The sequence below is a fragment of the Arthrobacter sp. U41 genome (genome assembly GCF_001750145.1).
In the GTDB taxonomy this organism is placed as follows: Bacteria; Actinomycetota; Actinomycetes; order Actinomycetales; family Micrococcaceae; genus Arthrobacter.
On record NZ_CP015732.1, the window covers coordinates 1,523,620 to 1,542,805 of the forward strand.

Below are 19,186 nucleotides of genomic sequence, written 5' to 3' on the forward strand. Positions count from 1 at the left end.
CTTCAGCCCGCACCTCCAGCAAGTGAAGGAACATCATGTCTAAGCGCATCGACGTCAAAGACCTGAACGTCTACTACGGCAAATTCCTGGCCGTCGAAGACGTCAACATCAACATCGAGCCCAAGTCCGTCACGGCCTTCATCGGGCCGTCCGGTTGCGGCAAGTCCACCTTCCTGCGCACCCTGAACCGAATGCACGAGGTGATTCCCGGCGCCCGCGTCGAAGGCGAGGTGCTGCTCGACGGCGACAACCTGTACGGCCCCGGCGTGGATCCGGTCACCGTCCGCTCCCAGATCGGCATGGTTTTCCAGCGGCCCAACCCGTTCCCCACCATGTCCATCCGGGACAACGTGCTGGCCGGCGTGAAGCTGAACAACCAGAAGATCTCCAAGGGTGAGGCCGACGCGCTGGTGGAACGCTCGCTGCGTGGCGCCAACCTGTGGAACGAGGTCAAGGACCGCCTGGCGAAGCCCGGATCCGGCCTGTCCGGCGGCCAGCAGCAGCGACTCTGCATCGCCCGGGCGATCGCGGTGGAACCGCAGGTGATCCTGATGGACGAGCCCTGCTCGGCGCTGGACCCCATCTCCACGCTCGCCATTGAGGACCTCATCAATGAGCTCAAGGACGACTACACCGTGGTGATCGTGACGCACAACATGCAGCAGGCCGCTCGTGTGTCGAACAAGACCGCGTTTTTCAACATCGCGGGGACCGGGAAGCCGGGCAAACTGATCGAATACGGTGACACCCACACGATCTTCAGCAACCCCACCGAGAAGGCCACCGAGGATTACGTCTCGGGCCGCTTCGGATAGGCCGCTCCTCCCCGTCGACTGCTCCATGGGCGCCCTTATGAGCCCTCAAAAGGGCACCTGCGGAGCAACCGACGGGGCCTTGGAGCTCCGCGAGGTTCCTTAGAGCTCCGCGAGGGGCGACAGGGACAGGGCCAGCACGAACGCCCCTGCCGCGGTGACGGCCGGGGTGAGCACCCAGAACATCAGGACCCGGATCACCACTTTCCGGTTGGTGGCGGGGAATCCCTGGTTGGCTCCGGCGCCCAGAACGGCCGAGGTGACAGTGTGCGTGGTGGATATGGGCCAGTACAGTCCGATCGCGCCCACCAACAGGATGGCCGAGCTGAACAACTGGGCCACGGAGCCGCGCAGGGGATCCATCCGGATCAGCCGGTAGCCGATGGTGTAGGAAATGCGCCAGCCGCCGGCCAGGGTCCCGGCGGTCAGCAGGGCCGCGGTGAACAGCGCCACCCAGACCGGCATCTGGCCACCGTCGGACAGCCCGGATGCCAGCAGGGCAAGGATCAGGACGGCGCTCGTGCGCTGGCCGTCCTGCAAACCGTGGGCGAACGCCACGGCGCCGACGGCAATGCTTTGGGCGCGCCGGGAGCGGCTGTTGACGACGTTCGGCGGCGTATACCGCGCGGTCCACGTCGCGGGCCAGACCAGCAGGTAGGCGCCGGCGAAAGCAATCGCCGGCGAGAGCAGCAGCGGAAGCGCCACCTGGATGAGCAGGGACGTGTCCACGCCCCCGACGGCGTTCCCCCCGACCGCTGCGCTCGCGATGCCGGCGCCGGCCAGCCCGCCCACGAGGGCATGCGTCGAGGACGACGGGATGCCGCGCCACCAGGTGTAGATTCCCCAGAGCACGGCGCTGAACAGGCCGGCCATCAGGATGCTCAGCCCGTTCTCGCCCGGGGGCAGCTGCACCCAGGCCTGGCTGACGGCAAGGGCCAGGGTGCCGCTCAGCCCGGCCCCGACGAAGTTGAAGAACGCCGCCAGCAGCACCGCGATGGTGGGGGTCAGGGCGCGGGTTCGGACGGCCAGCGCCACCGCCGCGGAGGCGTCCCTGAATCCGTTCAGGAAGGCGAATGCCCCGGCGAAGACCACCACCAGGGCAAACAGGAAGATGGTCACGTCAGGATTCCTTGACGATGATGCTGCCTACCTCGGTCGCGATCCGGCGCATGTCCCTGGTGACGCCGACCAGCTGGTCTGCAATGTCCCGGTTGCGCGCGTACTGCGCCCACTTCATCTCGTTGAGCATGTCCGCCACCCAGACCCGGTGGGACCGTTCTGCGCGCTTGGCGAGGCGGAGGATCTCGATCCAGTAGTCCTCGAGGTCGTCCAGGTTGTCCAGTTTCCGCATGGCGTCCACGGTCAGCTCGGCCTGCCTGCTGATGATTTCGAGCTGGTCCGCGGCGCGTTTGGGCAGGCGGTCCAGCTTGTAGAGGGACACCAGCTCTGCGGCGGCATCGAGCTTTTCCATCGCCTCATTGAGGAACCGGGAGAGCGCGTACATGTCCTCGCGGGGGAGCGGGTTCACGAAGGAGGTCCGCATGTGGGTCAGCAGCGCGAAGTGCAGCTCCGCGGACTTGGCCTCATGGTTGTGCATGTCCTCCACCAGCCGGGCATTCTCACTGGCCGGTGCGCCGAGGATCTCCGAAAGGGTGCCTGTGGCGAGCACAATCTGGCTTGCCAGCTGGGCAAGAAGTTTCAGCCCGGCGGGCTCCTGGGGGAAAAGGCGCAGCTTCACGTGTGATTACCGGTCTTCGGGAGGGAGATGCACGGGTGTTGTCTTCCGGGCATGTGAGCGGATGATGACCCGGGCATGAGGATTACTTTACCGTCCGGCCTGTGAGCGTCGGGAAAGCGCCCCGGCGGCGCCCCGGAAATATGACAGGAGCCGGAGAAATCGTTGCAGGACCAGGGCCGAAACCGGGCAGGAACCCGGCAGGCAACAGGCATGAAAATGGTGCCGAACCGGATACGCCTCTCGGCGGTAGGCCGCTCTAGGCGGCTAGATGTTGAAGCCCGGGGGTTTCGCGGTTCGGCACCGCCTTCAGTTTTCTATGACCTCGGGGACAAGTCAACATTGACAGTCCGTGGGCGGCATGCGTAGCCGGTATCCGAAGGCGCTGGGCCCTGTCAGTCCAGCTCGCCCAGACGCCACGCGTTGGCGGCGTGTTCGAGGTCCTCGGCGGTCTTGACCAGGAGGTGCGAATTGCGGGTGAGCTTGCTCGCGTGGTTCTCGTTGCTGTGCTCGGCACCGTCGGCGAGTGTGGCCTGGCCCAGCGCCACGACGCGGCAGAACGCGGCGGAGCGTTCCAGCGCGACGTCGAACTCGCCGTCGAAGGCGCCCGAGAGGATGGCGTCCGCCATTGACTTCATCTCGTCAGCCCCGGGCGGCTCGGCGGCGCCGGCCACCACATTCGACACCTGGGCGGTGTCCTTGCCGGCCTTGAAGTAGACGGAGATCCGCTCGGGGTCCTGGATCGTGGCCGCGCGGAGGGCGTACAGGCGCCAGAGGGCTCCCTGGAGGGAGCGGGCCGGGCTTTCGGCCCACATTTCGGCGATGGCTTCCAGGCCCTGTTCATCGGCAAGCTTGACGAGCCGTTTGGTCACCACGGGGTCGTCGCTGTCGCGACCGCGGCGCACCAGCGCCTGCGCGGCGAGATGGGCGGCCTCGGAGACGCGGGCAGGATCGGCCCCGCCCGCGAAGGGCTCAAAGTCGATGGGGGCGAAGGACTTCGGCTTGTGGTGCCGGTGCGGTCCGGGGGTGCTGGATCCTGCTTGCTCGCTCATGCCACCACGCTACTCCTGTGCTGCCGGGGAATCGAGCGTAAGGCCCGCCGCGGCCGGACCGGTGCCCGGCTGTCATTTTTCGAAGTCCTCTGCACGGGCATCCGCTAAAGTTCGGGGGTTGTGCGGCCGGCTCTGAACGCTTGGATGTTCGAACCCGCGTGCACAACCTGGCGTTTTGCATCGAAGTGGTCTGCAGCGAACGGTTGCGGCTGCTGCATTAACGCCTTCGCTCGGGGTCCGACGGAAATTCACGCTAAGCGGTCAGGCGGGGTCGCCTGCGCGTTTGATGGCACGGTGAACGGAGACCAGGTGTGCTTCCTGTTCCTTCGAGAGTTTGGGCTGCTTCCCCCGCAGGCGGCCCGTCGCCTCGGCGACGGCCATGCCCTCACGGGATCGTGCTCGGATCAGGTTGGCTTCGAATTCCGTGACCATGGCCACGATGTGAAAGAGGAGCCGGCCTACGGGATCGGTCGGGTCGTGGACAGAGCCGCTGACGCTCAGCTTGACCTCGCGGCGGGTGAGTTCGGCGACTATGTACTTTGCATCGTGCAGGGGGGCCGGGCCAGGCGGTCGAGTTTGGTCACGACCAGGGTCTCTCCGGCCCGGCCCGGCCCGGCATGCGGCCAGCGCTTCGCTGAGTCCGCGGCGTGCCCGGTTGGCGCCAGTCAGGCCTTGGTCCGTGAATGTCTTGTCCGGCGTCATTCCCAGAGCGAGAAGGGCGTTCTGGTGGGCGGTCTTGGTCCTTAGTGGATATGCGGGCGTATCCGATCAGGAGTCCGGCTGTGTCTATCCAGATTCGTGAATCCACCCTGGATGACCTGGAACATGTGAACGCGGTCTGTGATGCCAACGCCCGAACCTGCTGGACCAGAGAGATGATCTGGTACACGGACTTTTCGACGACGATCACTGTGGAGTCAATCGAGGTGACCGGTACGGAAGCGAGCGTCCATTTCAAGGAATTGACCGAGGAACACCAGGCCTCGGTGGCGAATGGGCCAAGCAACGTCCCGTCCGGCTACTCGCTGCCGCAGACGGCCACACCGGCTAAACTGAACACTTTTGTCGCAGTCAGAGGTGGCCGCGGCCCCGCTGCCGCGTCTTGATTGCTGCCCGGCTTAGGGTGGCGATGGCAACAACGACGATGACTTCCATCAAGTTATCAACGGGTTCCAGTCCTCAAGCATCATCAGTTGCCCGTGTCCCTTCAGGATGAGGTGCACAGACTCTACTCCCGCGGACGAAAACCGGACCGGGTTCAGTTGGTGGCCGTGATTCGCGCGCCGTCGGCGGGGCTGGGCCCGCTGGTGGTGGAGTACTTCCCCGACCGCTCGGAGGAATCGCGCTCAGCGCCTCGTCTCGTACCTGGTCAGGACCACGCCGCCGGGAAACGTCCGCGTCTCCACCAGGTCCAGGTTCACCCAGCCGTCCAGCGATGTGAAGAACGGAGTGCCGCCGCCCACCAGGACCGGATGGGTGGCTAGCGCGTATTCGTCGATCAGCCCTGCCCGCATTGCCGCCCCGGCGAGCGTTGCGCCGCCGATGCTCATCGGGCCGCCGTCCCCGGCCTTGAGCCGGGTGATCTCGGCGATCGCGTCGCCGGTGACCAGGCGGGTGTTCCAGTCGACCTTGTCGATCGTCGAGGAGAACACCACCTTCGGCGCGTCCCGCCAGTTCCGCGCGAACTCGATCTCCGCCGGGGTGGCGTTGGACTGCTGGTCGCCGGTCGGCCAGTAGGAGCTCATGGTCTCCCAGAGCTTGCGGCCGTACAGCGAGAGGCTGCTAGCCCGCTCCTGGTCGAGCCACCACCGGAACAGTTCCTCGCTCGGCCCGCTCCAGCCGATGTCGTCGCCGGCCGCGGCGATGTAGCCGTCCAGGGTGAGATTCATGCCGTAGGTCAGTTTCCGCACGGCGCCAGCCTTCCGTCTCGTAGTGGTCGAGGGCGTCATTGAACTCTGTCGTCCCCGCATATGATCGGCAGCATCCTGATCATGGAGCCACCGTAACTGCCCATTATCTGGATGCAATAGCTTTGGTCCGCGTTTCAACTGAGCTGCCCGGTGAAGGATCCTCGTGCGAGACAACCCCACGCACGCTGCGGCGAACCTTTCCCGGAAGACCCATACGACCGATCCGGGTATCAGTCTTTCTTCAGTTTCTCGGCGAGCATCACGATGATTCCGCTGGGACCGCGGAGGTACGTGAGTTTGTATTCGTCGCCGTAGGTCGCCACGCCGCGACGCGGATGGCATCCGTGCTTCGCAGCAACCTCAAGGGCTTTTTCTATGTCGTCGACCGAGAAGGCAACGCGGTGCATGCCGATGTCGTTGGGGCGAGTTGGGTTCGACTCGATCGCTTTGGGGTGGATGTATTCGAAGAGCTCAAGTCGACCATGACCGTCTGGGGTCTGGAGCATCGCTATGTTGGCGTGGTTGCCATCAAGTCCGACGGCAGTGTCGGTCCACTCGCCGCTGACCGTGTCACGGCCGACGACCGTGAGCCCGAGGTCGGTGAAAAAGGCGATTGTTGCTTCGAGGTCACGAACGGCGATACCGACGTTCTCAAGTTTGATGGCCATACGTTGAAGCTACCAAGGCGTACCGATTAGCTCCAGTGACGAGCCGGGACTCGACTGAACAAGCTCCGGCAGCCATTGGGAGCTGCGGCACGGCACGCAACCGATCGAGCACCTCGCTTACGGAACTTCGAGATGACGGGGACCCTCTGGGGCCTCCGGAAGACTGTGAGCATGACGGAACTACTTCAAATGAATCGGCTGATGACCCCGGCGATGGTCGAGCCACGCGAACGGAATCAGCTTTTTGCGCACTCATGGAAGGGGTCGCCCGGGCGGCGACCGAGGATCTCGGACTTGAACAGCTACACCTCGAATTGCGTGTGGGTATGGCTCTCGAGGGCTTCTACCAGTCGTGCGGTTGGCGAGAAATCGGACGATGGCCCGCCGCCCTCCGGATGCCCGCTGGGACGTCGACGAAGTGCTTATGGCGCTGGCCTTGCAGCGCAGCTCTGAACCTATCGGCAGCTAGGCGTCCGGATTACCGGGCGCTGTGATGATGATGTCGATGCCGGCTCAATCAAGACAACCTTGTCGGGGTACAGTGCACGGATGAACGCATTCGGCATGTTCTCCGCCAAGCCCACCGTCGAGGGCCGGCGAGCGAAACTTCGCCCCTTCACACCGGTCGATGTTGAGGCGATGGGACCGATTCTGGCGGATCCGGAGATGCTCCGCCTCCACCGGATCGGTGCATACCGTCGCTGAGACAGAAGGCAGATTGCCACACTTGGACGCAGCCACGCGGCAGTGGTGCGAAACGAGGGCGGATCAGGCAGATCGCCTCGACCTTGCGATAGTGGACCCATCGACCGATACGTGTGTGGGTGAGGTCGTGCTGAATGAATTGAGCGCACACAATGATTCATGCAACTTCCGCATCCTGATTGGAGCGGACGGACGCGATCGCGGAATTGGTTCGGAGGCAACCCGGATGCTTCTCGACTATGCCTTCAGTGCCACAAGCCTGAACAGGGTTGATCTTGAGGTGTACGCGTTCAATCCGCGGGCACGCCACGTCTATGAGCGCTGCGGGTTCGTTTATGAAGGGCGGAAGCGGGCCGCGCTTAAGTTCGATGGGGAGTACGTCGATGCGATATTGATGTCCATGCTCCGCTCTGATTGGGAGCCGGAAACCGACAATCAGTGACGGTCCGCTGACGGTTCCCAATACGGACATGAAGTGGTCCGTGCAGCCGACTCTGGACATTTCGTGCAGACGACTTCGGAAAATGACACCGGCCACGCCCGGGTGAGCGAGGGCGGCATCCGCGCCCGGTGCGAAAAACACCCGCAGGTCTGGGGTACAGTATTAACGTCCAGAAATGGACTGGGCTGATCAGCCTTGGAACAGCGGAATCATCCGCCGTTCCAGGGCCTTTGGCTGGGGCCTTTAGCTCAGTTGGTAGAGCATCGGACTTTTAATCCGTGGGTCGTGGGTTCGAGCCCCACAGGGCCCACTCTTTTAGCGAAGAGTGGCAAAACCCCCGGCATCCTGGCGACAGGGTGCCGGGGGTTTTTGTTGTCCCGGCACCGTGAAAAAACCGCGAGGGCCTGGATATCAGTTCCGCTAGGATTGCCGGATGAACGCGCACAGCCCCTCCGGCTCCGGGTACTGGTTTGGACCCGATGACAGGCTCGACCCGCCCGGCGCGGTGCTGCAGGCCCTGCGTGAGTACCGCAACGTCGAAGCCGCCCGGCGGCGCGCCACCCGGGATTCCATGGGAATGGGCGAGACGGACCTGCTGGCCCTGCGATACCTGCTGCGTGTCCAGGCCGATGGCGGGCAGGTGGTCCCCAAGGATCTCAGCCGCGTCCTGGGCATCACCACGGCCTCCACCACCTCATTGATCGACCGGCTCGTGGGCAGCGGCCACGTCCGCAGGGAGCCGCACCCCACGGACCGGCGCTCGCTGGTGATCGTCCCTACCGTGGCCACCGACTCGGAGGTTCGGGCCGCGCTGGGTGACATGCACCGCAGGATGATGGCCGTGGCGGAGGACCTCGGCGCCGAGGAGGCGCGGATCGTGGTCGGATTCCTGCACCGGATGAGTGACGCCGTGGCGGAGCCGCCGAGCCGCGTCGGGGGTAACTGCCCCCCAAATCGTTAGCCTGCCTAGTTATATGTATGCTTACTAACTATTTTTGATAATCGTTTGTCCGCCGGAACCGTGGCTGAACGGGCCGCGCCCGACAGCGTCCCTTCCATGCAGTCACGGGCCGCGCCAAGCCACTGCGGCATGCCGATGCAATGGAAAGCACCGGACACCGCCACAATGGCCGTGTACTCCTTCGCCCCGGCCGATGCGGCGGCAGTCCTGCCGCCCCTCTGGCGCTGCGTTTGCGGCTTCCAGCTGGACGAAATCGTGCGCCCGGCCAACACCCTGGCCGTGCGCAGCCGTTGAACAGCCCGTATCCTGCGGTGGCCGTCGGGTGCCGCTGAGGCGCGCGGAGCGCCAACGGTCCGGCGCCGTGAGTCCCCGAGCGCCTGCCGGGGGTGCAAGATGGTGCCATGGATGCCGTCGCCGCCCTGAATGAGATTGCCTTCTGGCTCGAACGCGAGCTTGCCCCGACGTTCAAGGTCCAGGCGTTCCGAAAGGCCGCCGGAATCATCGCCGGCCTGGAGCCGGAGGAACTGGCGGCACGGGCCCGGGACGGACGGCTCAAGAGAACCAAAGGAATCGGCGACCGGACACTCCAGGTCATCAGGGAGGCCCTCGACGGCGAAGTGCCGGAGTACCTGAGCGGACTGCGAAGCCGGGGGTCCCAGCCGCTCGTGCCGGGAGGGCACCAGCTGCTGGCCTCGCTCCGCGGCGACCTGCACAGCCATAGCGACTGGTCGGACGGCGGGTCCCCGATCCAGGCCATGGTCGATGCCGCCAGGCTGCTCGGCCGCGACTACCTCGCGCTGACCGATCATTCCCCCAACCTCAAGATCGCCAACGGGCTGAGTGCCGAGCGGCTCGCGGAGCAACTCGGCTTCGTTGCCGGGATCAACGCCGACGCCGCCAACGGCTTCCGACTGCTGCGGGGTATCGAGGTCGACATCCTGGAGGACGGCACCCTGGACCAGACCCCGGAGATGCTGGACCGGCTGGATATCGTGGTCGCCAGCGTGCATTCGAAGCTTCGCTCGGAGAAGCGCACCATGACCCGCCGCATGCTCGGCGCCATCGAAGACCCGCACACAAACGTGCTCGGTCACTGCACGGGCCGTCTGGTTCAAGGGGGCCGCGGCACACGGCCGCCGTCGGAATTCGACGCTCAAGAGGTCTTCGCCGCCTGCGCGGAACACAACGTCGCCGTCGAAATCAACTCCCGTCCGGAACGCCAGGACCCGCCGGGCGCCCTCATTGGGCTCGCCCTCGACGCGGGCTGCCTCTTCAGCATTGACAGCGATGCCCATGCCCCGGGCCAGCTCGACTTCCTGCAGTACGGGGCGGAGCGCGCGGAACGCAACGGCGTGCCGGCAGAGCGGATCGTCACCACCTGGCCCCTGGAGCGTCTGCTGGAATGGGCGGCGTCGGGGCGCTGAAGGCCCGCGGTGTGCCGGCAACAGGCCACCCGCTGCGGGACATGCCCCCCGGCCGCGGTCAGGGCTGGACATAATCCCGTTGTGCCCAGTCCTCGGGGCGAGGAATGGGCATGTCCCCGGCGGCAGCCTCCGGTCCGGGCTAGCCTGGTCCCGGCCGCGCCTGGCGGACCGGCGGGACCAGCGCGGTGGGGGAAGCCAGGACCAGGCTGCCCACGGCGTCACCGGGGAGTCCGCTCTCCGGATCCAGCGGGTACGTCACCACATCCCCGGAGCGTTCGTGCGCCACGTGCAGCCAGCCGTTCCTGACCAGATGATGCCGCGGCCAGTCGCCGCCGCTGGGGATGTCGGCCAGCGGACGGAGGGCGCTGCCGTCCACGTCCACCTCAAGCACACCGATCCGGTTGGAACCGCGCACCCCCACGTAGGCGTGCCTCCCGTCCGCGCCGAGCGCGATCTCGGCCGCGGAGTCCCCGGGAAGCGCGCCGGCGCTGGTGGCCGGTCCTATTCCGGCCAGGCCGAAGTTTCCCGTGTCGGGGGAGCTCTGCACGACCGCCACCTCAATCGAGTATTCAGTCACTACCAGCACGGTCCCGCCGGGATGCTGGACGAGGTGCCGGGGGCCGCTGTCCCGGGGAAGTGCCAGCTCGTGGTCCAGCCGCAGTCCCTGCGAGGGCACGTAGTTCCATACCCGCAGGAGGTCGTGCCCGAGGTCAGTGGTCATCACCCTGCCGTCGTTGAGCACCAGGCTGGCGTGGGCGCGGCTCGGGCGCCCGGTCACGATCGTGGCGGCGGCCGCGAACCGTGCCGAGATGCCGCCGTCGGCGTCCAGCTCATAGAGCAGGACCTGTCCGTCGCCCCAGCAGGCCACCATGAGGAAGCGGCCGAGCGGGTCGACGGCTACATGGCAGGCGGCGTCGCCGGCCGGCCAGGCCCGGCCGGCGGGAACCAGCCCGAATTCGCCGGAGCGGCGGTACGCCCGGACGGTCCGGGACGCCTCGCCCACCGCATAGACCACGTCCAGGGCGGGGTGCACGGCGAGGAACGAAGGTGAGTCCGCCGCGGCGGCTACTCCCAGCCGGCGCAGCCTTCCGTCAGCGCCGGCACGCAGCGCCCCGATTCCGGTCCCGTTCCCGCCGCTATCCGCGGTGTAGCACCCGGTCCAGATCAGCTCGTTTGACGGGACGGCGTTCGCCGGAAGGGGCGGCAATGATGCGGACGTCATTTCTGGGGTGGGCATGGTGCCATCCTGCCACTTCGATAGCATGGGATTCCGGCAGCGTACGCGGGAGGGGGTCCTGGCATGGCGGTCCCTGCTGAGCCCAATCCCTCGGTCATCACCCGGCTCCGGGCGGCCGGCTGCGTGTTTGCCGAGGATGAGGCCGTGCTGCTGGCTGCCGCCGCCACGACGCCGGAGGAGCTCGACGCCCTCGTGGAGCGGAGGGTTTCCGGTCTTCCGCTCGAGCACCTCCTGGGCTGGGCGGAGTTTTGCGGACTCCGGATCGAGCTGGACCCCGGGGTCTTTGTGCCCCGCCGCCGGACGGAGTTCCTGGTCCGGAAGGCCGCACAGCTCCTCGGAGGATCCCGGGGCGCCGGCCCGCTGCCCGTCGTCGTCGATCTCTGCTGCGGATCAGGGGCTGTCGGCGCTGCGCTTGCGGCGACGGCCGGTCCCGTGCAGCTGCACGCCTCCGACATCGATCCCGCCGCAGTGAGGTGCGCAGGCCGCAACATCGTGCCAGCCGGCGGTGCGGTCCACGAGGGTGACCTGTACGAGGCACTTCCGGAGCGGCTGCGCGGGCGGGTCGACATCCTCATGGTCAACGCCCCCTATGTTCCATCGGCGGAGATTGCCACCATGCCGCAGGAAGCCCGCCTCCACGAGCCGCGGGTTTCCCTCGACGGCGGCACAGACGGGCTACACGTCCAGCGGCGGGTGGCCGCCGCGGCGCGGGAATGGCTGGCGCCGGGCGGCTCCCTGCTGGTCGAGACGAGCCGGCGGCAGGCGCCGCGGACCGTCGAACTGTTCACCGGCAACGGGCTCAACCCCCGGGTGGCCAGCTGCCGGGGGTTGGAGGCCACGGTCGTCATCGGGACAGCGGCGATCGGTCCGCCCGTGCAGCCAGGCGGCCGGGTATAGCTGCCCGGTGTAGCTGCCTGATCTAGCTAGGAGACCTTGTCGGGATCGACGTTGGTCGCGGCTCCGGCCGGGGTGGCCCCGCCTTCGTCGGACCAGTCCTGGCCGTGCTGGTCGTTCAGCGCCGGGTCGGACTCGACGTCGGACGGGGCGGATGCAGTGGAGGTTCCGAGGTTCACGGTCTCCGGGGGGGTGCTGTGGGCCGGGATGCCGCCGCCCGCAGCAGTGGCACTGCCCTCGGTCGACGTGCCGCCGGTCGACGTGCCCTCGGAGGCTGCCCGCTCGCTTGGTGTCCGCTCGCTTGTTGTCCCCTTTGGGGTGGTGTCACGGTGGACAGCGGAGGTGATCACAGTCCCGGCACGCCGGGCCGCCTCGCCCAGCTGCTCGGATACCTCGGGTGCCTTTTCCTTAACTGCTTCGGCCGCCGCAGTCACCTTGTCCTGGACCGGCTGGCTTTCCCAGAGGGCTGCCGCGCGTGCCTTGAGCTTTTCGTACGCTGCCCGCCCGGACCGTGATCCAAGAACGTAGCCTGCGGCGATTCCGGCTCCGAAAAGAAGTTTGCCTTTCATGCGGTACTCCTGCTCATTGGTGGTGCTTGAAAAGATGGTGGTGGGTTGCCACGGCTAAAAGGTCCTGGGGCCGTGTGCCAAAAAACCGGCCCCGGGAAAAATCCCGGGACCGGCTTCGGTCGCGAACAGCTTTAGCGGGCTGAACGCTTGGTGATCATGCCGTAAACCAGCAGGACGATGATCGCACCGCCGATGGCCAGCAGCCAGGTCGACAGCGAGAAGAACTCATTGATGCCGGTGCCGAACAGCAGTCCGCCAATCCAGCCGCCCAGAATGGCGCCGACGACGCCGAGGAGCAGGGTGATGAAGATGCCACCACCCTGGCGGCCCGGGAGGATTGCCTTAGCGATTGCACCGGCGATAAGGCCCAGAATCAGAAATGCGATAAAACCCATTTTAATCGTTCCTTCTTCTTCATAGAGGAGGCACCCGGATTGCCGGGTGCGCTTCATCCTTCTGCCTCAATACTAATCATGCTTAGTATAAAAGAGCCAGTCAGGAGCTGGAAAGCCTGCGCCGGGCGACTTCTTTCGGCCCGTCCGGGCTCGCTACAGGTGGTTTTCCCTGATCTCTCGTTGTCCGGTATGGCCGGCCGGTCGGGCTTCCCGGTCACCACGCGTAATCCTCCGGTGCCGTCCGGTAACCCGGGAAGATTTCGTCGAGCCGCTGGAGCGCGCCGGCGTCGAGCGCCAGGTCCATGGCGCGGAGGGCGGCGTCGAGCTGGTCCGGGGTGCGGGGGCCCACGACCGGGGCGGTCACGGCCGGCTGGTGGAGCAGCCAGGCCAGGGCGACGTCCCCGGGCTCCTGGGCCAGCTCGACGGCGAAATCCTCGAAGCGGCGGAGCTGTTCCTGGTGCTGCTTGAGGGCCTCGAGCGCTCGGCCCTCGGTGCGGCGCTCGCCGCCGCGTCCCTCCCTCAGCACGCCGCCCAGCAGTCCGCCCTGCAGCGGGGACCAGGGGATCAGCCCCAGCCCGTAGTGCTGTGCGGCCGGAATAACCTCCCGCTCCACGTTGCGGTTCAAGAGGTTGTAAATGGACTGCTCGCTGACGAGACCGTAGGTGTGGCGGCGTGCGGCGGCTTCCTGCGCCTGGGCGATGTGCCAGCCGGCGAAATTGCTGCTGCCGGAGTATAGGATTTTGCCCTGCTGGACCGCGACGTCGGTCGCCTGCCAGATCTCTTCCCACGGGGTCTTCCGGTCCACGTGGTGGAACTGGTAGAGATCGATGTAGTCCGTCTGCAGCCGTTTCAGGCTCGCGTCCAGGGCGCGTCGGATATTCAGGGCGGACAGCCTCGACTCGTTGGGCCGGTCCGACATGGATCCATAGAGCTTCGTGGCCAGCACGGTCCGTTCCCGCCGCCCGCCGCCGGCGGCGAACCAGCGGCCAAGGATCTCTTCGGTCCGGCCCCGGTGGCCGGTGCCACCGTAGACGTTCGCGGTGTCGAAGAAGTTGATGCCCGAATCCAGTGCTGAGTCCATGATCGCGTGGGCGTCTGACTCCTCGGTATGCGGGCCGAAGTTCATGGTTCCGAGGCAGAGCCGGGAGACTTTCAGGCCGGAGCGGCCGAGTTGCGTGTACTGCACGCGCTGGTCCTTCGCAGGGTGGCGGAACATGCGGACCGGGACTAAAACCGGCGGCGGCGAGCCCGCCGGTGGACGGGACTGAAGGCGCCCGGGCGTGTGCCCGGGCGGCCCGGCGTGGCAGCTAACGTTCCAGCCGGAACCCGAGCTTGATTGTCACTTGCCAATCGGCGACCGCGCCGTTTTCCAGGTGTCCGCGGATTTCCTTGACTTCAAACCAGTCGAGGTTCCTCAGGGTCTTGGCTGCCTCTGCGATCCCGTTGCGGACGGCCGCATCAACGCCTTCGCTCGACGTTCCGACAATTTCAGAAATGCTGTACGTGTGATTGGACAACTTCGCTCCTCATGATCGCCATCGATACCCGGCGGTGGGCCGTTCCTGCAGATTAGCGGACAGATCGCAGCGGGACTAGGGGCCGGAGGCCGGGCCTCAGGATCCGTAAACCGGCCCCGGCTCGGGACGCTTGGGTGTCAGCGGCGGGGCATCTGACCGCTTCCGGACCCGGCCGACCATCCAGGGAAGGAGGTAGTTGGTGAACCAGGCGAGGTCTCCGGCCTTGCTTTCCCGCCAGCTTCCGGCGGGCATGGGCTTGGGCTCCAGCGGGCTCAGGGTGTGGGGGACGTTCAGGGACTCGAGCACCATGGCCGCGATGGTGTGGTGTCCCATCGGCGAAAAATGCAGGCGGTCGGGGTCCCACATGCGCGGGTCTGAGAGCTGCCGCAGGGCCCAGAGATCGGCAATCACACCGTGATGGCGTGCGGCGATGGTCCGGATGTTCTCGTTGAAGACCGCGACCCTTCCCCGGTTATGGCCCAGCAGCGGTGTAGCGCCCCAGTCAGGACCGGTGAACAGCACGATGGTGGCGCCGGTGGAACTGAGAATGCCCACTGCGGCGTCCAGCGTGGCAGCCAGCCGGTCAGGATCGCTCCGATGGAAGACGAGGTCGTTTCCCCCGGCCGAGAGCGTGACCAGGTCCGGCTTCAGCGTGATCGCCGGCCCGAGTTGGCGGTCAAGGATCTCGCGCAGCACGAGGCCGCTGACGGCGAGGTTGGCGTAGCGAAATTCCGGGCTTCCGCCGCTGAGTTCCTCAGCGATCCGGTCCGCCCAGCCCCTCATGCCGCCCGGACTCAGCGGTTCGGGGTCCCCGAGGCCGGCTGTAAACGAATCCCCCATCGCGACATAGCGGCTCCAGAGCCCCATGTTCCACTGCCTGGCATATGGGCCCAAATCCCGGCGCGGGCCCCGGCCCGCGGCAGGGCCACTGGTGCCGGACCGACCGGCGCCAGGATCCAAGAAACCGGCGGCGTTCACATTCCCAGCAATACGCCGATTATTCGCGTTTCGCTAGGTACTTAGGTCCCTAACCGGGCGCTCCCAGCCGGGTCCTGAACCCACCTCCGGGGGCCGCTGAAGTGCTCGTGATCATACCCGGCCGGATAGTTTCTAATACATAGGGGGGTATATCATGGAATCTAACCTTGTGAATCCCGGAGGAACAAAATGGAACTCGATCCCGCTGACATGAAGCCTGTCATCAATCGGCTTCGCCGCGCCCAGGGGCAGCTTGCCGCCGTAACCCGGATGATCGAAGAGGGCCGCGACTGCAAGAGCGTCGTGACCCAGCTTGCTGCTGTTTCCAGCGCGCTGGACAAGGCCGGATTCTCGATCATCGCCACCGGCCTGCAGCAGTGCATGCAGCAGGAGGACCCCAGCCTGGACCGGGCCGAACTCGAGAAGCTTTTCCTCTCCCTGGCCTGAGGCCCCCCTGGGCCTGCCCGCGGCCAGTCAGGCCGGGCGGTCCGCCAGGACATAGGTCTTGAGGTCATCCAGCGTCTGCTGCATGTGCGCGTCCATGGCATCCCGGGCCTGGTGCGGATCCCGCGTTGACAGCGCGTCCACAATCTTCTGGTGATGGCCGATCGCGTGCGCCTGGATCTCGCGCACCTCGGACGTCTGGGTCCGCCGCTTCTCCAGCACCCGGTGCAACGGCGCGAACAGGACGGCAACAAAGACATTTTCCGCGGCGCGCAGGATCAGGTCGTGGAACGCCAGATCTGCTGCCACGAAGGCGGCGACATCGTGCTTTTCGTGCGCCTCGCGCATCGATTCCAGATGCCCGTCAAGGGCCTTGAGCTCGGATTCGCTGATCCGGCCGGCCGCCAGCTCGCAGGCGCCCGTCTCCAGCATCCGGCGCAACTCAATCAGCTGGACAGCGGCCGCCGCATCATTCTTCCCCTCCGACGCTGCCCTGAGTACGGCTTCCAGGGACGCCCAGCGGCTCAGCGGGTTCACAAACGTGCCGCGACCACGCTCCACGGACAGGATCTGCTGAGCCTCGAGGGTCTTCATCGCCTCGCGGACCGTCATGCGGCTCACCTCGTGGCGGGCGCTTAGCTCCATCTCGCCGGGGACGGACGCCCCGGGCGGGAATTCGCCGGCAATAATGCGGTCCAGCAGTTCGTCTGCCACGACGCCGACCAACGATTTCCTAGCCAATTTTCCCCATTTGCTGTCGCCGACATGCCTGATTGACCAGTCTACTTGCGCGTCTTTGTGCCGTATGCCACACTAGCATTCAAATGTTAGATGTCAGACATCTTACAAATATCCCTCACGCAGCAGAGTTCCCACAATGGAGTGCAAGTGCCCTTTGAATCAGAGCTTTTCGAAGCAGATGTGCTGGCCGCCTTCCCGGCGGAGGTCCGGATTCCCGCCCGGACGGTCGCCGCGGCCCTGGAATCCGCAGCTGAGTCCTCACCCCGGATGCTGGTGGTGCTCGACGACGACCCGACTGGGACACAGTCCGTCGCGGACCTGCCGGTCCTCACCCGCTGGGATGTCGCCGACTTCACCTGGGCTTTCAGCCACCGCATCAACGGCCGCCGCCCGGACGCCGTCTACGTCCTGACAAACACCCGGAGCCTGGACCCCGACGAGGCTGCCGTCCGCAACGCGGACGTGGTCCGGAACGCCCTCGCGGCGGCCGCCCTCGAAATCGGGCTGCGCCTCGGTTTCGTCAGCCGCAGCGACTCCACACTCCGCGGCCACTATCCGCTGGAACCGGACACAATTGCGGCGACCGTCGCCGCCGTCAGCGGCGAGGTGACGGACGGCGTCGTGATCGTCCCCGCGTTCCCCGACGCCGGACGCGTGACGATCGGCGGCGTGCACTTCATGCGCGGCACCGGCGAGGACAAGGGCAAGCTCACCCCGGTGGCAGAGACCGAATTCGCCCGGGACGCGAGCTTCGGCTTCGCCAACTCCGAACTGGCCAAATACGTCGAAGAGAAGTCCAAGGGCCGTTTCCCGGCGGAATCCGTGATTGTGCTGTCCCTGGACGTAATCCGCGCCGCGGGCCAGGACGGCGACCCCCAGGTCTCAGCGAAAGCCATCGCGGACGCCATCGACTCCGCCACGGACTCCACCCCGATCGTGGCCGACATCGTGACCGAAAACGACCTCCGGGCCCTGGCGCTCGGCCTGGAGGAGGCCGAACGCCGCGGCAAGAAGCTGCTCTACCGGGTGGGTCCGCCGTTTGTCCGCGGCCGCATCGGCCAGGAAATCCGCGCCGAGCTCAGCGGCGAGGAGGCGTACGCGGGCAACACGCCCTCCGAGGCCGGCGGCCTGATCGTGGTCGGCTCGCACGTCGGTGTCACCACCCGCCAGCTCAAGGCCCTCGTCGAGCAGCACGGCGCGGCCCGCATCGTGGAGATCGACGTCGAAAGGCTGCTCGGCGGCACGGCTGACGGGTACCTGGACGAAATCGTCCGGACCGTCGTGGAGTCCCTGCGCAGCGCCGACGTCATTCTGCACACGAGCCGCCTGCTCATCAAGACCGACGACGCCGCCGAGAGCCTGCGGATCGCCCGCACCGTGTCCGCCGCGGTCGTCGCAGTGGTAAACCGGACCCTGAAGACGTTCCCGCCGCGCTTTGTCATCGCGAAGGGCGGCATCACCTCCTCGGACGTGGCCGCCCACGGCCTGGAAATCCGCCATGCCATTGTCCGCGGCCCCATGCTGCCGGGCATCGTCAGCCTGTGGGAGCCGGTGGACGGACCCGCGAAGGGCATTCCCTACGTCGTCTTTGCCGGCAATGTCGGTGACGACCAGTCCCTGGTCCAGGTCACCCGCAAGCTCAGCAACACCTTCTGACCCCCGCCGCCTCATTTCAACGGAGTAAACCATGAACTACAAAGTCACCGTCCTTGGCCTGGGCGCCATGGGACTGCCCATGGCCACACGGCTGGCCACCCGGCTGACCGTCCACGGCTTCGATATCGCCGAGCCGCGCCTGCGGCTCGCCGAAGCCGCCGGGGTCCGCACCTTCGCCTCTGCCCGCGAAAAGCGTCCGAGGGCGCCGATGCGCTGCTGCTGGCAGTGCGCAACGGCGAGCAGCTGGACGACGTCCTGTTCGGCGAGAACGGCGTCGCCTCCGTGCTGAAGCCGGGCGCCGTCGTGATCCTCGGCAGCACCGTCGGCACCGACGCCATTCCGGCCGCCGTCGCCCGGCTTGCGGAATTCGGGGTGGCCCTGGTGGACGCGCCACTCTCCGGCGGGCCCAAGCGCGCCGGCGAAGGTGATCTGCTGATCGTCGTCGGCGCCGAACCGCAGGCGCTGGAAGCGGCCCGCCCCGTCCTGAAACTGCTCGCCTCCACACTGACCGTCGTGGGGGACAAGCCCGGCGACGGACAGGCCCTCAAGACCGTCAACCAGCTGCTCTGCGGGATCCACATCGCCGCAGCAGCCGAGGCGATGGCCCTTGCGGACGCCCTCGGCCTGGACCAGGCCAAGACCCTCGCGGCCCTGGAGGCCGGCGCCGCCGGGTCCTTTATGCTGTCCAACCGCGGACCCCGCATCCTGGAGGCCTACACGGAAAACGGCGCGGAGGTCCTCAGCCGCCTGGACATCTTCGTCAAGGACATGGGCATTGTCGGCAAGGCAACCCGCGCCGCCGGCCTCGCCGCCCCGGTCGCCGCGGCCGCCGAACAGCTGTACCTCCTGGGCCAGGCCCAGGGCCTCGCCGCCGCCGACGATTCCGCCGTGATCAAGGTCCTCGCGCCCACGAAGCGCACCGCCTAGTTCCTGCCCCCAGCTCGGCCTGTAGTTCCCCAAAAACCCGGCGACGGCGGCTCCCCCTCCGCCGTCGCCGCTGAACCCCATCCCGCCGGTCGTCCAACCGACTGGCCCGTCAAAGGAGA

Annotated in this window: 23 protein-coding genes, 1 tRNA gene and 1 pseudogene; 12 read left to right on the forward strand and 13 right to left on the reverse strand. The window is 66.5% G+C overall.

Features of this window, described 5'->3' with window-relative positions:
- Positions 1-35 precede the first annotated feature (35 nt).
- Positions 36-815, forward strand: coding sequence for a phosphate ABC transporter ATP-binding protein PstB (pstB, locus tag ASPU41_RS07075; RefSeq protein WP_069950323.1), 780 nt, complete (start codon positions 36-38; stop codon positions 813-815).
- A 99-nt stretch (positions 816-914) separates the two neighbouring features.
- On the opposite strand, the gene ASPU41_RS07080 is transcribed toward pstB, so the two are convergent.
- The 4 genes from ASPU41_RS07080 to ASPU41_RS07095 all read right to left on the reverse strand — a co-directional run bounded on the left by ASPU41_RS07080 (position 915) and on the right by ASPU41_RS07095 (position 4,301).
- Entirely contained in the window at positions 915-1,931 is a 1,017-nt protein-coding gene (locus tag ASPU41_RS07080; RefSeq protein WP_069950324.1) for an inorganic phosphate transporter, read from the reverse strand.
- A gap of 1 nt (position 1,932) precedes the next feature.
- Positions 1,933-2,550 carry a DUF47 domain-containing protein gene (locus ASPU41_RS07085; RefSeq protein ID WP_069950325.1) on the reverse strand — a complete coding sequence of 206 codons (618 nt, stop codon included), beginning with the start codon at positions 2,548-2,550 and terminating at the stop codon, positions 1,933-1,935.
- Positions 2,551-2,942: 392 nt separating this feature from the next.
- Complete coding sequence (locus ASPU41_RS07090) at positions 2,943-3,599, reverse strand: hypothetical protein (protein ID WP_069950326.1); 657 nt, start codon at positions 3,597-3,599, stop codon at positions 2,943-2,945.
- 261 nt (positions 3,600-3,860) lie between these two features.
- Positions 3,861-4,301 carry a recombinase family protein gene (locus tag ASPU41_RS07095; protein ID WP_069950327.1) on the reverse strand — a complete coding sequence of 147 codons (441 nt, stop codon included), beginning with the start codon at positions 4,299-4,301 and terminating at the stop codon, positions 3,861-3,863.
- 80 nt (positions 4,302-4,381) lie between these two features.
- Here ASPU41_RS07095 and ASPU41_RS22575 point away from each other — a divergent pair, with 80 nt between their 5' ends.
- Positions 4,382-4,705, forward strand: coding sequence for a hypothetical protein (locus ASPU41_RS22575; protein ID WP_069950328.1), 324 nt, complete (start codon positions 4,382-4,384; stop codon positions 4,703-4,705).
- A gap of 240 nt (positions 4,706-4,945) precedes the next feature.
- On the opposite strand, the gene ASPU41_RS07105 is transcribed toward ASPU41_RS22575, so the two are convergent.
- Both ASPU41_RS07105 and ASPU41_RS07110 read right to left on the reverse strand, forming a co-directional pair.
- On the reverse strand, positions 4,946-5,509 hold the full coding sequence (locus tag ASPU41_RS07105; protein WP_069950329.1) for a dihydrofolate reductase family protein: 564 nt from the start codon (positions 5,507-5,509) through the stop codon (positions 4,946-4,948).
- A 230-nt stretch (positions 5,510-5,739) separates the two neighbouring features.
- Entirely contained in the window at positions 5,740-6,177 is a 438-nt protein-coding gene (locus ASPU41_RS07110) for a VOC family protein (protein ID WP_069950330.1), read from the reverse strand.
- A 549-nt stretch (positions 6,178-6,726) separates the two neighbouring features.
- On the opposite strand from ASPU41_RS07110, the gene ASPU41_RS23285 reads away from it, so the two are divergent.
- From ASPU41_RS23285 to ASPU41_RS07135, 6 genes are all read left to right on the forward strand, one after another.
- Complete coding sequence (locus ASPU41_RS23285; protein ID WP_231941189.1) at positions 6,727-6,882, forward strand: hypothetical protein; 156 nt, start codon at positions 6,727-6,729, stop codon at positions 6,880-6,882.
- A 22-nt stretch (positions 6,883-6,904) separates the two neighbouring features.
- Positions 6,905-7,324: a GNAT family N-acetyltransferase gene (locus tag ASPU41_RS07115; RefSeq protein ID WP_231941190.1), complete on the forward strand. Its 420-nt coding sequence runs from the start codon at positions 6,905-6,907 to the stop codon at positions 7,322-7,324.
- A 237-nt stretch (positions 7,325-7,561) separates the two neighbouring features.
- A tRNA-Lys gene (locus ASPU41_RS07120) sits at positions 7,562-7,634 on the forward strand.
- Between the two features lie 123 nt (positions 7,635-7,757).
- The gene (locus ASPU41_RS07125) at positions 7,758-8,285 is read left to right on the forward strand and encodes a MarR family winged helix-turn-helix transcriptional regulator (protein ID WP_069950331.1); all 528 of its coding nucleotides are present in this window, start codon (positions 7,758-7,760) and stop codon (positions 8,283-8,285) included.
- 129 nt (positions 8,286-8,414) lie between these two features.
- Positions 8,415-8,579 carry a hypothetical protein gene (locus ASPU41_RS07130; RefSeq protein ID WP_157356955.1) on the forward strand — a complete coding sequence of 55 codons (165 nt, stop codon included), beginning with the start codon at positions 8,415-8,417 and terminating at the stop codon, positions 8,577-8,579.
- Positions 8,580-8,686: 107 nt separating this feature from the next.
- Positions 8,687-9,709 carry a PHP domain-containing protein gene (locus tag ASPU41_RS07135; RefSeq protein WP_069950333.1) on the forward strand — a complete coding sequence of 341 codons (1,023 nt, stop codon included), beginning with the start codon at positions 8,687-8,689 and terminating at the stop codon, positions 9,707-9,709.
- 139 nt (positions 9,710-9,848) lie between these two features.
- Here the strand turns inward: ASPU41_RS07135 and ASPU41_RS07140 are convergent, their stop codons facing one another.
- Positions 9,849-10,931, reverse strand: coding sequence for a beta-propeller fold lactonase family protein (locus ASPU41_RS07140; RefSeq protein WP_197515833.1), 1,083 nt, complete (start codon positions 10,929-10,931; stop codon positions 9,849-9,851).
- Between the two features lie 78 nt (positions 10,932-11,009).
- Here ASPU41_RS07140 and ASPU41_RS07145 point away from each other — a divergent pair, with 78 nt between their 5' ends.
- Positions 11,010-11,843 (forward strand): putative protein N(5)-glutamine methyltransferase, encoded by an 834-nt coding sequence (locus ASPU41_RS07145; protein WP_069950334.1) that lies wholly within the window; start codon positions 11,010-11,012, stop codon positions 11,841-11,843.
- A gap of 26 nt (positions 11,844-11,869) precedes the next feature.
- Here the strand turns inward: ASPU41_RS07145 and ASPU41_RS07150 are convergent, their stop codons facing one another.
- The 5 genes from ASPU41_RS07150 to ASPU41_RS07170 form a co-directional block, all read right to left on the reverse strand.
- Positions 11,870-12,409: a hypothetical protein gene (locus ASPU41_RS07150; RefSeq protein WP_069950335.1), complete on the reverse strand. Its 540-nt coding sequence runs from the start codon at positions 12,407-12,409 to the stop codon at positions 11,870-11,872.
- A 131-nt stretch (positions 12,410-12,540) separates the two neighbouring features.
- A complete protein-coding gene (locus ASPU41_RS07155; RefSeq protein ID WP_069950336.1) occupies positions 12,541-12,804 on the reverse strand; it encodes a GlsB/YeaQ/YmgE family stress response membrane protein in 264 nt (87 codons plus the stop codon).
- Between the two features lie 214 nt (positions 12,805-13,018).
- Positions 13,019-13,990: an aldo/keto reductase gene (locus tag ASPU41_RS07160; RefSeq protein WP_069952541.1), complete on the reverse strand. Its 972-nt coding sequence runs from the start codon at positions 13,988-13,990 to the stop codon at positions 13,019-13,021.
- A 121-nt stretch (positions 13,991-14,111) separates the two neighbouring features.
- Entirely contained in the window at positions 14,112-14,321 is a 210-nt protein-coding gene (locus tag ASPU41_RS07165) for a dodecin (RefSeq protein ID WP_069950337.1), read from the reverse strand.
- A 96-nt stretch (positions 14,322-14,417) separates the two neighbouring features.
- On the reverse strand, positions 14,418-15,188 hold the full coding sequence (locus tag ASPU41_RS07170; protein WP_083266400.1) for an SGNH/GDSL hydrolase family protein: 771 nt from the start codon (positions 15,186-15,188) through the stop codon (positions 14,418-14,420).
- Positions 15,189-15,488: 300 nt separating this feature from the next.
- Here ASPU41_RS07170 and ASPU41_RS07175 point away from each other — a divergent pair, with 300 nt between their 5' ends.
- Entirely contained in the window at positions 15,489-15,746 is a 258-nt protein-coding gene (locus ASPU41_RS07175; RefSeq protein WP_069950339.1) for a metal-sensitive transcriptional regulator, read from the forward strand.
- 27 nt (positions 15,747-15,773) lie between these two features.
- Here ASPU41_RS07175 and ASPU41_RS07180 read toward each other — a convergent pair whose 3' ends face one another.
- Positions 15,774-16,484, reverse strand: a complete 711-nt coding sequence (locus ASPU41_RS07180; protein ID WP_069950340.1) for a FadR/GntR family transcriptional regulator — start codon at positions 16,482-16,484, stop codon at positions 15,774-15,776.
- Positions 16,485-16,631: 147 nt separating this feature from the next.
- On the opposite strand from ASPU41_RS07180, the gene ASPU41_RS07185 reads away from it, so the two are divergent.
- Entirely contained in the window at positions 16,632-18,140 is a 1,509-nt protein-coding gene (locus ASPU41_RS07185) for a four-carbon acid sugar kinase family protein (RefSeq protein ID WP_069950341.1), read from the forward strand.
- A 31-nt stretch (positions 18,141-18,171) separates the two neighbouring features.
- Positions 18,172-19,067: pseudogene (locus tag ASPU41_RS07190) on the forward strand (NAD(P)-dependent oxidoreductase).
- Positions 19,068-19,186: the final 119 nt, after the last annotated feature.